Origin of the sequence: Domibacillus sp. A3M-37 (assembly GCF_024213455.1) — a bacterium.
Taxonomy (GTDB): domain Bacteria; phylum Bacillota; class Bacilli; order Bacillales; family Domibacillaceae; genus Domibacillus; species Domibacillus tundrae.
Window position 1 is genome coordinate 224506 of record NZ_JANAVL010000005.1, and the last position, 14091, is coordinate 238596.

Here is a 14091-nt window from a genome sequence, read left to right on the forward strand (position 1 = left end):
ACTCAAACTTGTTTTAAAGCAGATCGATGACTCACAAACCGCTCCGAAGTAAATGAAGATTTTTTCTTCCTTATCTTGTTTACTTCGCTTATTTTTTCTTCGTTTTTTCGTGAATGATCACTTCTTTTATATAAAGTGCCTTGGCCCTTAAGTTGATTTTCACTGCTATACATGTTCCGAGTTTTCATTCTTTATAATGAACAAAATTATATCATCAGTTCTTAATAAAGAACAACAAAATATCATTTCCCCCTGCGTTTTAAATAAAAAGTCAGTATCGTTAAACACAAAAAAATCCCCTCAAAAAGAGACGATTTTGAAAAGTTCATTTGATCATGAGAGCTTTTTTCTGTCCTATTAAGTTTTGTTGTCTCTTTTTCTAAGATGAAGTGGAATCGCCCTATTTTTCATCAATTTTTTTCAAAAACAGATTCTTTTATTTATTGATAAATCAACGTTTTCATCCGTACTTTGATCGAATTTTATGTTAAACCAACACTTTTGGGCTGGCGATTATAAATAGAACACATATCGATCAAATGGAATTGAACTTTCGTGGTGCTGGGCGACCATATGTTGAGGTTTATGAATCGAATAATCTGGCTGCGCCATCGAAAGTTTCGCCAACTTTTTAAAAGATGGTCTTGTAACTATATTTGTCCGGTAGGCTGATTGATTTGTCCCCGGGATTCTCATTTGATTCAGAGCATGAATCATTTGGTCAGCTGTCTTTATTCCTAATCCATGTCCGAAATACGTACCATCTCCTAGAACAACGGCATTTTCTCCTCTCCACTGAGGGGTTGGCGGATCGAAGTCCGGATTTTCAAAATAGACGACATCTCCAGGCAAAAAATGGCCTGTATACGCTGCTTTTATCCCGAGGTCAGGATCCGCATGCCAGCTGTATAAATAGATGTTTTGAAATAGGCGGTTAAATAAGGATTCACCTATAACGTTTAGAACCGCATGATAATAGATAATGACCTTTGCCGTGGCACATTCAAACGCATATTGTGAGCTGTTCATGTAGATATCTTGAATCGCTTCTGATGGTTTTACACCAAGACGCAGCAGGAATCCGCCGGTACGTGTCAAATCCCAGTATTGAGGATTACAACGGGAGTTTGCAAATACTTCAAACTCCATCATGCTTTGATTCATGGCTCTTGCACTTACTATGATATTTTTTCGTAACTCAAGCTCAAATGATAATTCGTCTATAGATCGATACGAGTAAACGACTGTATCTTCATTCATCCGTTGAATGATCATACTTTCAATGTTGCCAGACGGCCACCTGTCACTTTGTTGAAAGGGCATCCCTGATAGTTGAATCATACTATACCTCTTTCCAAGTTCGAGTATTAATTCTATTACCTAGAATATTCAAGCATCGTTTTAATGTGCAGCTTTCACAAATAAAAAAATCGGTCCTTTTTTAAGTTGAACCCTGTCGTTCGGTTACTCCAAGAACTTGGATTGTTAATCCTTATACCATCATTTGCGATTCTAGGACTAAGAACATTGACCATAGATTCATCCTATAACCAAGCTGCTAATGATCTGCACCGCTTCCTGCTTCAATATTCATACTGGTCCATTATCAAAAAGGACAAGGTACTGGTGACTAAACTTCGTGAAGCGGCTAATGAACCGCTCTCCAGCTACTTCAAACAAGCCTGTAGTCTTTCCGTTTATTCTCGGCATTTAATCATTAATGAAGTAATAGATTCGCAATGAGTTGCTCACCCTTGCCACTCTCACTACGTTCGATTGGCGCATCTTTTTCCCTTTTGAGGTTTTTGCCCAATTATATATATCTTTATAACGATGACCTCGAACTAACCGCACCACTAAAACATTCTTCTACTACATTTAGGACGATTTTAGGCTATTTAATAAAAAGGTTGAGAGCTACATGGTGATCTATTATGCTTCTAAAGTGATATATTACTAATATGTGGGAGTGAATATATTGAAGGATTATTTTGTTCCAAATGCTATTATTGCTTGCATAGATTATTTTTCATTCGGACTACTAAAAATGAGTGGCTAGCTTTGAAGACATTAGATTTTTATATTTAGGATTTGAACCTATTGGAAGATGTAGGTACTGTAGCTTTAGCGATAGAACAGCAGAATTGTTTCGGATTAGTCCCTAAAATCGGGTTATTTAATAAATACGGCTGCTGATTTAATTGAGCGGAGATTGATGGGAGTTTAAAATCACCGGAGCTGATTAAAGATTGGCTAAAAACCACTATAAAAGGAATCCGATAACTATGAAAAAACAAACGGTTAAAGTCATTGTTTTAGGAAGCTTAATTGCCGCATTAATTGCGGCTGCATCCCTTTATTATTTCAGTGCTGCTTTTCCATCGACACCGGAGCAAGATGAAATTGCCGATGAAAACAATGAAGCTGCTGAAAAAAGAGCTGATTTTTTTAATACTGCAAAAAGCATTGAAGAAGAATTCCCTTCGAATATGGACGAATATTCAGTAAGAGAGGCCATTCATTTTATGTCCCATCAGAAAGTAAAAGCGGATGAAAAACGTGGCGCTTTGCAAATAACACCTGAAAGAATTGACCGTTTAATGGAGGTGGTATTCGCCAACCAAGATACATATAGAAATGCAGACGTATATTTGAGCATTTTGAACCGATGGAAAGCCGGAGATTTCAGAAATGCTGACCAAGACCATAACACCGTATGGCAACTTTTAGACGGCGAGGTAGGTAAAGCTACGGGAGTATTGGCGCCATATGAAGAAGAAAAATATATTGAAAGAAACTTTGAATGAATTATTGTAGGTACCCCTTAAAACAAGGACCGCCTAGGACTCGGTTTTTCACCGAGTACCTAGCTTTTTATCCTCTGCTACATTGCTCACATTGTCATTAAGAATGCAAAAGTCGTTGCTTTTTATATACGTTTCTGGCCGCTGGTTTTGCCGGCAATCATTTATTTTCCCATAAAAACGGCCCCTCCAATTGTTAAACTAACAGTTGGAGGGACCGTTCAATCGCAGATAAAAGGATTTCTCTTTATCCTGCTTTATGGATGTCTATTTTTTTCCCTTCTTTACGCCACTCTTTAAATTCAGCTGCTGCGGTAAAAAGAACATCTGTGGACGAGTTAAGGGACGTTTCAAACGAGTCTTGCAACACACCGATGATAAAACCTACACCAACGACTTGCATAGCAATATCAGCCGGGATTCCAAAAAGACTGCATGCCAGCGGAATCAGTAATAAAGATCCGCCGGCAACACCGGAAGCACCGCAGGCACATACAGCTGCCAGCATGCTCAGGATAATGGCCGTAGGAATGTCCACTTGAATGCCAAGAGTATGAACCGCTGCAAGTGTCAATACAGAAATCGTAACAGCGGCACCGGCCATATTGATCGTTGCACCTAATGGAATAGAGACTGAATAACTATCCTTATCCAAACCTAAATCTTCACATAATCTCATATTAACCGGAATATTTGAAGCCGAGCTGCGTGTAAAGAACGCTGTAATTCCGCTTTCCTTTAAGCACTTAAACACAAGCGGATAAGGGTTTTGGCGGATCACTGCGAACACAATGATTGGATTAACAACCAGCGCCACAAAAACCATACAGCCAATCAACACGGCAAGCAGCTTCCCATAGCTGAGCAGCGACTCAAGTCCATTTGTTGTAATCGATTCAATGACTAGACCCATGATTCCCAGTGGCGCAAACTTAATCACCCATGCAACCATTTTCGATACCGCATCCGAAAAATTCGAAATGAGCGTTTTTGTTGTGTCAGCGGCATTTCTTAGCGCCAAACCAAGAACAATCGCCCAGGCTAAAATCCCGATATAGTTCGCATTCACAAGCGCATTTACCGGATTATCAACCACGTTCAGCAGTAATGTCTTCAAGACTTCCGTCACACCGGTAGGAGGCGTAACACCTTCAGCGCCCTCTGCAAGCGATAAGCTGACAGGAAAAATAAAACTGACAATAACGGCGATTAAGCCTGCCAAAAACGTTCCTAAAAGATATAAGCCAATAATCGATTTCATATTTGTCTGGTGGCCGCTTTTGTGCTGAGCAATGGCCGACATAACCAGGACGAGTACCAAAACAGGCGCAACGGCTTTTAAAGCACCCACAAATAAAGAGCCTAAAATGGCAACTGGTTTTGCTGCTTCCGGAATCGTGACAGCCAGGATAATACCAATAATCAAACCTATAATGATTTGTTTGACCAGGCTTACCTGATTCCACTTCTGCAGTATACTTTTCATACATGTTCCCCCATTAGTTTAAGATAAAATTATAACATTGCTCCTGTTGAGCTATTCCTTTCCTATACCCTGATGATAGAAAGAAATCTATTACAAATAGATACGATTGAATCATAGCCGACTTTTATTAAATATGTACCAACCTCAACCTCTCTCCAACTTATTCCACCTGAAAAAGACAACTGTCTTTCTAATAAATAGTATTATAATATTTTTTCTGTATATTACAATACTATTTATATTATTAAAAAATGTTGTAATACTTAGAACATTCTTATAAAAACAAACCTAAACAATATATGTATCGAAAATTCCTTCCGGGTCGGTTACTTTTTTAAAAGAATGTATAACTCCCTGGAATATAAAGGCTTTATGAATAGATGTCCACCTCGGTGACACATGTTTTCATATCTATAAGAAAAAGCCTCCATCTCATTGTTCAAAAAAACTGCCCATTTTCTCAATAAACTCTTTTACATCGCTTTTATTACACCTTTTATGATTTCTTCTTTCTGCTTTTTATACTCTTCCTTTTCTGTATTTACATCTTCTAGTCCGCTCATCTTTAAAATATGTTCTACGTCTTTGTAGTCTAATTTTGGCGTTTCTTCATCTTCAATTTCTTCGATCACACGGTTAATTTCTTCATATACATTGGAGAGTGTTGACGTGTTTAGTTGATCACCTATTACGTCTTTTACAATTTCCTCAAAAGCGGTTTTATCCTCTTTTGCAGTCATCTTCTATTCACCATTTAATACTTCCTCTACGAACTGATGATCAGGCTCGTGTGCTTTGCCTGCTGAATATAGAATGTGGCTGACATCCGCAGCATTATCGGTGAAACAGGGAAAAAGAAGCCCTGCTACTGGAGCATCGAGATTGATGACAGGATCTATCACAACATTGTACTTGAATTCCTTCCCGATATAGTCAAAAAGCAATTCTTTTTTTGGTTCTTGCGTTTTATTTATACTGCATAAAATAAATAAATGGGAGTAAACGGCATCTCGTTCACTCTCCTCAGCCTCTTCGCTTGGGCGTTTCATTGGCTTCACATATTCTCCTCGAATGAATGTCACGACAATATCCATTTCATATTGCCGGTCTTTAAGTACTTTTTCAACAATTAACCCATGGTTTATATGCTATGATTGAATGAAACAAGTATGAAAAGATACTAGGAGGACACTCACCATGTTAAAAAAACAAATGGAACTATACATATCAAAAGCTTTAAGTGGGAATAAGGTTGAATTGTTTAAAGAGGAAAAGGAATATGCAGAAAGACATCACTTGACAAATGATTTTACTATAGTAGAAAAAGAAAATAGTACCCGTTTTACTGATGCTTATATCGAGCGCAGTAATAAAGAAAACGAAGAATTGATTTCGGAAGAATCCGCTGCATTTTTATCACAACCCCTTGAATACCTAAAAATCAATAAAAGCGAATTCCTTTACTTCGAATCTTCATGGTTTGAATTAATCGGAGTTGAGACACTTTCATTGGAAGTAGATGATGTGTTCGGAACATACAATGCCTTGCTTGGCTTGAAATTTCAGAAGAAAATGGGGAATGTGTTAAAGGCTTACTTAAATAATGAACTCCAAGGAGAGATTGGAACATACAGTTTAATGTTCAACCACGATGATGGACTATGGGATGTCAATTTTTCCTTGAATAGTGTAGAAGGATTTAAGGAAGAGATGTCTTTAGGCGATGCTTTAAGCCTCACCTATCAATTTCTGTTTATTCTTGTTGAAACAATCGAAGAAGATAATTAAGTAATTATAAACAGCCCCCACCAACTAAAGATGGGGGCTGTTTTGTGTTCCTTATTCAACAAAAGCCACCCGTTTATTGAATAAGAACATCAAAAATGAAATATTATTTGCTGTCTTTTTTATGAAGGTGCGCAGCGCAAAGGAAGTATTTCGCGTACTTGAACTCCCCTCCGCTGTTAAATTAAGCTTATACAGGGTGATTCCTCCTGCTCTGTTTCTGCCGCATTTATAATTCCGCCGTCAAAGATACCAGTTAATTCTTGATCAATCATATAATTCTTAAAAGTAAACAACACACAACGGTTGTGTTTCATTTGCCATTTGTTTGTTCTACATCTTGAGGATAACTTCATTCCATTAGTTCGCTTTCGTAAGCTTCTTTAGGTAACACGAATTGTGCAGACTCAATTTCAGTAAAATCTATTTTATAACTCATCTGTTTTGGATAACGATCTAATATACTGACAGAATCCGGCCTAATTGGCCGAGCCTCAAACGTCACTGATTGAATAACTCCATTTTTTTCTATAACTATTAATGTGGTTTTATGTTGCTTGCTAAGAAGCGTTCCACGAAAATCAAACTCTTCAAAAGAGTCAAAGATTGCACGAAAAGTTGTTTTATCGCCATCCTTGATTCGCTCTACTTTATCAGCCTCATTCAAAATTTCTCGAATCCATTCAAATGGGTGATACAGAGGGGTGAGTTCTTCGACAAAACGAGAGTTGATATCATTTTGTAACCATTTACCACCGGAATCAATAAAAATTTTCTCATCCTCAAAAAAAACTTGAAATTGAAACGTTGAATCGTCCGAAACAACAGACGTGAGGTTAAATTGACTGTTTCCTTCAGACCAATCTCCAACCTCTGTTGTTGCTTTTACCCCATCGAATGTATATATACCATTGATTTCATAATCTTTTGTTTCCCACTCTAACGTTCGATCGCGCCAAATATTCCATTCATAATCCATTTTTGAAGGTATTAGCCAAAAAGAAAGGGACATACCCATAATCAAAGCTAGTATCAGAATAAAAATTTGTTTTACTGGTCTATAAGTAACCATTTAAATCGTACCCTCCACTTTGTTGCCAGTAGCCCTTTTTTCGTTCTCCACTAAATTCAAGGCGATCAACCCATTTAACTGATTTATACCCATACATATCTGGATGATAGAGACGACATGGATAGCCTTGGGCTGGTTTCAGAAACTCACCATCCATTTCGTACACAAGCAGAGCCTCTTCATCTATTAACTGGGTAGTTAAAAATGAATCAAAATATACCTCATCGCCTGAGTAAGCGGTTACAAATTTACCTTTAGCTTCGAGACCATAGGCATCAAATAAATCTTTTAGGAGAACACCTTTCATTTCGACGTTCCTCACACTCCAACCCGTAACACAATGAAAGTCATCAATTATAGTAGTGGATGGAAGATGCAATAAATCAGTGTAACCAATACTCTCCTTTTTATTAATCAAACCATCGATCGTTAAGGACCATTCGCGATCTTCATAACGAGGAAAATCGTTTGTCACATTATAAATTCGAAAGTATCCTCTTCGTTTATTTTCTGCTTCAGTAACATTTAAAATTGGTGTCAGCCACTTGAACCAGCTCCCAATGAGAAGGAACAGAAATGCTAAACTAAAAAGCTTTAAAAAATCACGACGTTCGAGCATATTTTCTTCAATGATTGGCGGCAATGCAGCTCGTCTTTTCCACCATGCCGGCCAGGGAAGGGATACGTTAAAAAGGTGGCCAATTGTATGTGTTAAAACCCAAGGCAAAAATAAAAATGTTGTCCAATCGTGAATGACGACTGCGACATTTCGAACCTCTGCCAGCAAATAAGCTTGAAAATACATAAGTAATCCCGAGGCCATCCACATCAAAAAGAACAGAAGATTAAGAATGAAATTGAATTTTTTAACTGGAGGCTTTTTTAGTAAATACCGACCTATCCTATATAGACTGTAAAGGACCAGTCCGCAATAAAAACAAGCGGTGAGCAAATGAAATTGAACAAGTGGAAAACCAATTTGATTAAACCAAGTCCTCGTTGCAACAATATAAAGACAAAGTCCTGACAAGAGCATGAAAATAAAAAAAACGCCATGAATCAAATGGATTATCCGTAGCCACTGCATGACTTAAGCCACCTTCCCTTAGCATTTATAATGAACATCTTCAGCCAAAAAAGCAGCCGCTTGTGTAAGTACTTTCTCTAAAACGTTTCAAACATTGTACTATTTATCTCTTTCTGCGTCCATTTCGTATCAGCTTAAAGCTTACAAAACGAACCTTCCCTTAATGAAGGAGAAGGCTTGTTTTTTATTTGATCATGATTCACCTTCTTCACTTCAACAGATTCGGCTAGTAAGCGCTTCAAACACCACTACATATAAACAGGAATATGCAGGTGCGCGAAGATATATCGATTAAATTAAACAACCACTCAATTTTTTGAGTGGCTTTTCATTAACATTGTTTTTATTCCTTATTATCAATTATCCTCACAAAAGTCTTCTATAGATAAACCTATTAATCCAAGAAACCTGTTACGAGCTTTTAGAAAGTTGACTGAAGAAGCAAACTTACCTCGTATTCATTTTCATGATCTAAGACATACACATGCTGCCTTAATGATCTTTCAAAATGAACCAATGAAGTTAATCGCTGACAGACTTGGACACAGCAAAATCACGACTACAATGGATACGTATGGCCATTTATTGCCCAACATGCAACAGGATGCATCTGACCGATTGGATCAAACAATTTTTGGTTCTCCACCATCATATTAATTGTTGCCAAACGGATGCCACGGTTAAAAAAATACAAAAAAAGACCACTCCCGAAGAAGTGATCTTTTCGTAGAGAAACCGTGTTCCTGACGCTCTCTCAAGGGTTTTAACACCCAATGATTCCTACTGGGTTCGAACCAGCGACCTCTACCCTGTCAAAGCGAAAGACGCGGTTTTCTTAATTTTAAATGTGATAGGTCAGACCTAACTTATCTGAAAAACATTGATACAGCAGGGTTTACTGAAATATCAAATATGGATGAAAAAACAGCTTCAAAACGCTGGGTAGGTGATAAATCGTATAATTCTTACAGGTCAAACAGACTTTCTTGTCGTATAATAGGCATAGGGAGTCTTCCTCCGATCTCGAGAGTTTGTGTCGTTACTTACTCTTTTCGACATTTGGGGAGGTACTCCTTTTTTTATTGGCTGAAAGCCGTGTCTGGCATGGGCTCAGAATTATGAAATTGATTCAATTAGTAATGGAACTTCCTATTTTATCGTTTTTATGGATATCTTCCGTTCCTGCATCCAAAGCAGTCTTGTAATATGAACATTTATGCTCGATGACTTCCCTTGTGTTTCTTAGTTCTTCCATCTGTGCCTCTACACTAGCTTTTCGTTCCATAAACATGTCGTATCTTTGCTGCAGAGTAGCATCTCCTTCAGAGCACCAATCAATGAAACTTTTAATTTCCTTAATAGGCATCCCGGTGGCTTTTAAACATTTAATTATTTTTAAAGCGCCGATATCGGATTCTTTAAACAATCGTGTTCCGCTGGGTGTCCGTTCTACAAAAGGCATAAGTCCTTCCTTGTCGTAGTATCGCAAGGTATACACGGTAAGATTCAATTCTTTCGCAGCTTCGCTGATAGAATATGTTTTCATCATTTATCTCCCCTTTTGCACTATCTATACTTCGAGTTAACTTTAGAATTTGCGGAAATCTTATCATGGTAGTTGCTGAATGTCAAAATCAAATCATAGGAAAAGTAAAAATAGACTCTGTTTAACGGGGATCTGCTTACTAAAAAAAGAATGCAGCTAGCTACAGGGCTATATTGATAGATGATATGAAACCTGTATGGGCAGGAATCTTTTAAAAAATATAAGCTATCCACTTGACCTAGAGTTAACTATAAGGATTAACATTGTTTTGCAAGGGGAAAAAGCAGGAATAGAAATGAATGAAAAAATTTTTAAACTGATTTATTCATTTAGACCTGGTACAAGCACATTCTCTTGAAAAATATGAATTGTAGGAGGATTTTTTTATGGTAACTGCTAAAGCACGAGCTGTCGACGGTCCAGACAAACCGTTTCGAGCAGCCGAAATTAAACGACGCGATCTGGACTTGCATGATATTCTGATTGAAATTAAGTATGCAGGCATATGCCATTCGGACATCCATACTGCTCATGGCGAATGGGGACCCGTGAACTATCCTCTCGTACCTGGACACGAGATTGCGGGAATCGTCACGGATGTAGGAGCCGAGGTCACAAAGTACAAGGTCGGTGACCGGGTAGGGGTCGGGTGTATGGTTGACTCCTGCGGCGAATGTGAGAACTGCCGTAAAGGAGAAGAACAATACTGTCTTAAAGGAAATGTCCCTACCTACGCTGGTGTTGACAAATACGGCGAACCAACTCAAGGCGGCTATTCTACCCACATTGTCGTAACTGAGGATTTCGCAGTCAGAATTCCTGACAGCATTGAGCTTGACGCCGCAGCACCATTACTTTGCGCAGGCATTACAACATATTCGCCACTGAACCACTGGGGAGCTGGTCCAGGCAAAAAAGTAGCGGTTGTTGGTATGGGCGGTCTTGGCCACGTGGCCGTTAAAATTGCACATGCGATGGGTGCGGAAGTCACTGTTCTGTCACAAACATTAAGTAAAAAAGAAGATGGCTTACAATTTGGCGCAGAAAACTACTATGCCACAAGCGATCCAGAAACATTCGAGAAGCTTGCCGGAACCTTTGACTTAATTATTAATACGGTAAGTGCAAAAATCGATATTAATGCTTACTTCTCACTGTTAACGCTGGATGGTACTCTAGTAAACGTTGGTGCGCCTGCAGAGCCATTGTCAGTAAATGTGTTCTCTCTCATCGGTCATCGCCGTTCATTTGCAGGTTCGATGATTGGAGGCATCCGTGAGACTCAGGAAATGTTGGAGTTCTGTGCAAAACACAATATTGTTCCTAAGATTGAAGTCATTTCGGCCGACCAAATTGATGAAGCCTACGAACGCGTCTTAGCTTCAGATGTGAAATATCGATTCGTGATTAACACTAGCACAATCTGAGTTGCGTAAATGATAATTTCTACTGGTAATTTCGAGAGTATCTCACAATTTAAATACAAAAACACCGCCTGAATTTTATTGAGGGCACTGAAAAACTTGCGTTTTTACATTCTTAATTGTTTTCAAACGAAAATAGGCAGCTTTCTGTTCGGTTTTGAACAGAAAGCTGCCTATTTCCTTTCATTTTTTTATTCTTTTTCCTTTAGGGGTCCTGCCGACAAAACGCGGATATTATACACTAAGCAAATTACAACCTAAAAAAAGTCGAATTCCTGTGCGCTAAGGAACCGACTTGTTAATTTGGTTTGTTAAGCTAAAGCCCCCGTTAGCCATCCATGCAGCGCAAGCATTGCACCACAGATTATGTAAGGCAACTCGTTCTTACATGGGAGTTTAAGTGTACCACTTCACAAAGTTACATCGATTTTAACATATATACAGTGAAACTTTTCTTACTCACATTTCATTTTATATCAAATAGAGCACCTCCCAGAAAAAAGGTACTCTATACACACGAATCATTGAACTCCTTGTTATTCTTCTCCGCTAAACTCTAAAATATTTAAACCCTCGGATGCCTCTGGTGCTTCAAAAAATTTAGTAACATGAATAAACACCGCTTCCGTGTCAAAAGCTGCTCTTTCTGGTTGTTCGATACGCCTTTGTGCAATTTGACGTAAGCATTGCTCGTTATTTAGATTAAGGAAAATTAGTTGATGGCTTGCATTGACCTCTGACGCCATATCCAAAAACCACTTTCGCAGTTTTTGAGTGTTAGCTGGAAAATCCATCACTACATCTGTACCGACACTTAATATGTTTTGGACATGCTTTTTCACCAACGGCTTGAGCTGCGCTGAGAATTTTAGATAGTCCTCAAATGATGCAATCTGATTGGGATAAAGAGATGAAAGCCATTCATCCTCAGACAACAGTACCGCATGTTTATCTATCGCCAATTGTTTTGATTTAGTTGATTTTCCAGCTCCCATTTTTCCACAGAAAAAGTATAGAGTCCCCAATTTTTCATATTTTTTAACCCCCGCAATTATTTTAGTTTAAACTTTTTACTTCGTTAGTTCCCCTAGATATTCTCCTCTTATTAATATTTAGACGTTAAGATTTATATCCAGTTTACTTATTCTACCGATTTCGTTTATTTTCCTTTTTTAACAAACCTGCTCCGTTAGCTGAATAAGAAAAGGCTGCCGAAATGACAGCCGAGATATTAAATAAAAGCACCCCGTTAGCCATCCATGCAACACAACCACTGCACCACAGATTATGTAAGGAAACTCGTTCTTACATGGGAGTTGAACAACTCCGTGGCTTATTTAAACTATTCATAATTTCCTTTGGATTAGAGATACCGTTCTCAATAAAAATAGTTTCCCAATCCATAAACAATTTCATATAAGCTTCTTCATTGATATTTGAATTTAGGTGGGCTACTAGGCATACATCCAATCTAAGCTTTGACCCTGAGCATAAACTGGTTAAAAGTCTAATTTCAATAAGGAGTGAACCTCGAATGAATCCCTGGGGTCTTCAAGATTGTCTGTATCATTTCACGTATTTGTGGCTTAGTAACGGAGACAATTTCTGGTTTTTTTTAACGACTGTCGGGGAGTCAAGAATTTATGGCTATAGGTTTTTCGGCGGAAGATGGAATCCTTATTCGGTTGCTTTAAGTGATATTGTTTCCTTCTATTGTTCTCCTCCGACTCCAACTCTATATTAAAACACTGCGCCTGACCTTCGTAATCGTATCGTTCAGTTTTAGTTAAATAAGAAAAAAGACCGCCGCAGTGACAATCATCTTGTGCTCAAGCACCCGTTAGCCTACATTAAAAATTCAATTTGTTATTTATTCTAGGGTTTGTTAAAGTAATCCTTCTTAAAGTAAACTGACCCTTTAGTTGGGGAAGAAAAAAGACCGGCTGGAACAGCAGCTGGTTCTTAAACTCTTGCCCCCGTTAATTGAATAAAGAATTTATATCTTTTATGTTTAATCCTTTTTTGATTCATTAGTTGCAGGGACTGTACCCATTTATCCGTAAACTAATTGTTTGGCAGTTGCAAACTGTGCCATCCGCTTACATCGCATTGGTCATGTTTATTCAAACTCACTGCCGTCACAGTCCCATCCGATTTAAGACCGATTGTATGAGCATTCCCCGTGTTCGTCGCCATATGAACATTACCAGCCGCGACCGAAACAATTTCGTGCCACTCGCTTACGTCACATTGTCCATATTTATTATCACCAACAGCCATCACCATTCCATCAGATTTAGTCCCAACGGTATGACGAGCCCCCGCTTCTATGGTATATTTAGCCAAATTTTTCACTTTTAACTCCGCTTCTTTCGGTGAATTGTAAACCATATTTTACCTACCTGAAAACAAGACCTATTTTTTAATTGTATCACTTTTGCTTGTTATGCTAACCTGCTTCGTTAGTTAAACAAGAAAACCTACAATATCCTTGAACGAGCCCTTCTTTTAAGTATGTTATCGAAAAGCCTTTTACTCAACAGTATTGGTCTATTGCTTAAATTACTGCATTCCGCAAAAATCAACAATAGTGTTTAACAGAGCCTAAAAATAAAACGACTAAAAGAGTTTGGATTAATTCCAAACTCTTTTTCGATAAAAATATTTTACAATCTTGAACCTAATTTTCTCCTTTATCCTGACGCTCATAATTGCTATTATGGGTGATTTTGCTTTGTATGTATTTTAGCCCTTTAATAAGAGTATTTAAATGTTACAAGCCTGTATTTGGCAATTAAAAAATGGTTCTTACGTCTTTTTGGTGAATCGGTATATGTAACAATTAATCTGGTTTGTTTTAGTTTTTTGAAATAGTATTTTTCAAAGG

At 38.0% G+C, this 14091-nt stretch carries 10 protein-coding genes and 2 pseudogenes; 4 read left to right on the forward strand and 8 right to left on the reverse strand.

Features of this window, described 5'->3' with window-relative positions:
- Nucleotides 1–513: 513 nt before the first annotated feature.
- On the reverse strand, nt 514–1341 hold the full coding sequence (locus NLX67_RS10865) for a protein-glutamine gamma-glutamyltransferase (protein WP_254311741.1): 828 nt from the start codon (nt 1339–1341) through the stop codon (nt 514–516).
- 944 nt (nt 1342–2285) lie between these two features.
- On the opposite strand from NLX67_RS10865, the gene NLX67_RS10870 reads away from it, so the two are divergent.
- Nucleotides 2286–2807, forward strand: a complete 522-nt coding sequence (locus tag NLX67_RS10870) for a DUF6241 domain-containing protein (RefSeq protein ID WP_052728587.1) — start codon at nt 2286–2288, stop codon at nt 2805–2807.
- 244 nt (nt 2808–3051) lie between these two features.
- Here NLX67_RS10870 and sstT read toward each other — a convergent pair whose 3' ends face one another.
- Nucleotides 3052–4290 (reverse strand): serine/threonine transporter SstT, encoded by a 1239-nt coding sequence (gene sstT / locus NLX67_RS10875; RefSeq protein WP_254311742.1) that lies wholly within the window; start codon nt 4288–4290, stop codon nt 3052–3054.
- Between the two features lie 524 nt (nt 4291–4814).
- Nucleotides 4815–5420, reverse strand: a pseudogene (locus NLX67_RS10880) (DUF4317 family protein); the annotation flags it as partial.
- Nucleotides 5421–5487: 67 nt separating this feature from the next.
- On the opposite strand from NLX67_RS10880, the gene NLX67_RS10885 reads away from it, so the two are divergent.
- Nucleotides 5488–6078 carry a branched-chain amino acid aminotransferase gene (locus NLX67_RS10885; protein WP_254311743.1) on the forward strand — a complete coding sequence of 197 codons (591 nt, stop codon included), beginning with the start codon at nt 5488–5490 and terminating at the stop codon, nt 6076–6078.
- Between the two features lie 349 nt (nt 6079–6427).
- Here NLX67_RS10885 and NLX67_RS10890 read toward each other — a convergent pair whose 3' ends face one another.
- On the reverse strand, nt 6428–7147 hold the full coding sequence (locus tag NLX67_RS10890) for a hypothetical protein (RefSeq protein WP_254311744.1): 720 nt from the start codon (nt 7145–7147) through the stop codon (nt 6428–6430).
- Nucleotides 7134–8234 (reverse strand): molybdopterin-dependent oxidoreductase, encoded by a 1101-nt coding sequence (locus NLX67_RS10895; RefSeq protein ID WP_254311745.1) that lies wholly within the window; start codon nt 8232–8234, stop codon nt 7134–7136. Before NLX67_RS10895 ends, NLX67_RS10890 begins: the two co-directional genes overlap by 14 nt.
- Nucleotides 8235–8579: 345 nt before the next feature.
- Between NLX67_RS10895 and NLX67_RS10900 the strand changes: the two genes are divergently transcribed.
- Complete coding sequence (locus NLX67_RS10900; RefSeq protein ID WP_309143125.1) at nt 8580–8891, forward strand: site-specific integrase; 312 nt, start codon at nt 8580–8582, stop codon at nt 8889–8891.
- Nucleotides 8892–9363: 472 nt separating this feature from the next.
- Here the strand turns inward: NLX67_RS10900 and NLX67_RS10905 are convergent, their stop codons facing one another.
- On the reverse strand, nt 9364–9780 hold the full coding sequence (locus NLX67_RS10905) for a MerR family transcriptional regulator (RefSeq protein WP_254311760.1): 417 nt from the start codon (nt 9778–9780) through the stop codon (nt 9364–9366).
- Between the two features lie 386 nt (nt 9781–10166).
- On the opposite strand from NLX67_RS10905, the gene NLX67_RS10910 reads away from it, so the two are divergent.
- Entirely contained in the window at nt 10167–11207 is a 1041-nt protein-coding gene (locus tag NLX67_RS10910) for an NAD(P)-dependent alcohol dehydrogenase (RefSeq protein ID WP_254311746.1), read from the forward strand.
- A 533-nt stretch (nt 11208–11740) separates the two neighbouring features.
- Here NLX67_RS10910 and NLX67_RS10915 read toward each other — a convergent pair.
- Together NLX67_RS10915 and NLX67_RS10920 are read right to left on the reverse strand one after the other, a co-directional pair.
- Nucleotides 11741–12199, reverse strand: coding sequence for a P-loop nucleotide/nucleoside kinase family protein (locus tag NLX67_RS10915; RefSeq protein ID WP_254311747.1), 459 nt, complete (start codon nt 12197–12199; stop codon nt 11741–11743).
- A 1087-nt stretch (nt 12200–13286) separates the two neighbouring features.
- Nucleotides 13287–13595 (reverse strand): annotated as a pseudogene (locus NLX67_RS10920) (RCC1 domain-containing protein); the annotation flags it as partial.
- Nucleotides 13596–14091 lie beyond the last annotated feature (496 nt).

Bases quoted from the DNA above. Each gene is read 5' to 3' on its own strand.
- NLX67_RS10910 (WP_254311746.1), top strand. From the start codon at position 10,167: ATGGTAACTGCTAAAGCACGAGCTGTCGACGGTCCAGACAAACCGTTT.
- NLX67_RS10895 (WP_254311745.1), bottom strand. From the start codon at position 8,234: ATGCAGTGGCTACGGATAATCCATTTGATTCATGGCGTTTTTTTTATT.
- NLX67_RS10870 (WP_052728587.1), top strand. From the start codon at position 2,286: ATGAAAAAACAAACGGTTAAAGTCATTGTTTTAGGAAGCTTAATTGCC.
- NLX67_RS10865 (WP_254311741.1), bottom strand. From the start codon at position 1,341: ATGATTCAACTATCAGGGATGCCCTTTCAACAAAGTGACAGGTGGCCG.
- sstT (WP_254311742.1), bottom strand. From the start codon at position 4,290: ATGAAAAGTATACTGCAGAAGTGGAATCAGGTAAGCCTGGTCAAACAA.
- NLX67_RS10905 (WP_254311760.1), bottom strand. From the start codon at position 9,780: ATGAAAACATATTCTATCAGCGAAGCTGCGAAAGAATTGAATCTTACC.
- NLX67_RS10885 (WP_254311743.1), top strand. From the start codon at position 5,488: ATGTTAAAAAAACAAATGGAACTATACATATCAAAAGCTTTAAGTGGG.
- NLX67_RS10915 (WP_254311747.1), bottom strand. From the start codon at position 12,199: ATGGGAGCTGGAAAATCAACTAAATCAAAACAATTGGCGATAGATAAA.
- NLX67_RS10890 (WP_254311744.1), bottom strand. From the start codon at position 7,147: ATGGTTACTTATAGACCAGTAAAACAAATTTTTATTCTGATACTAGCT.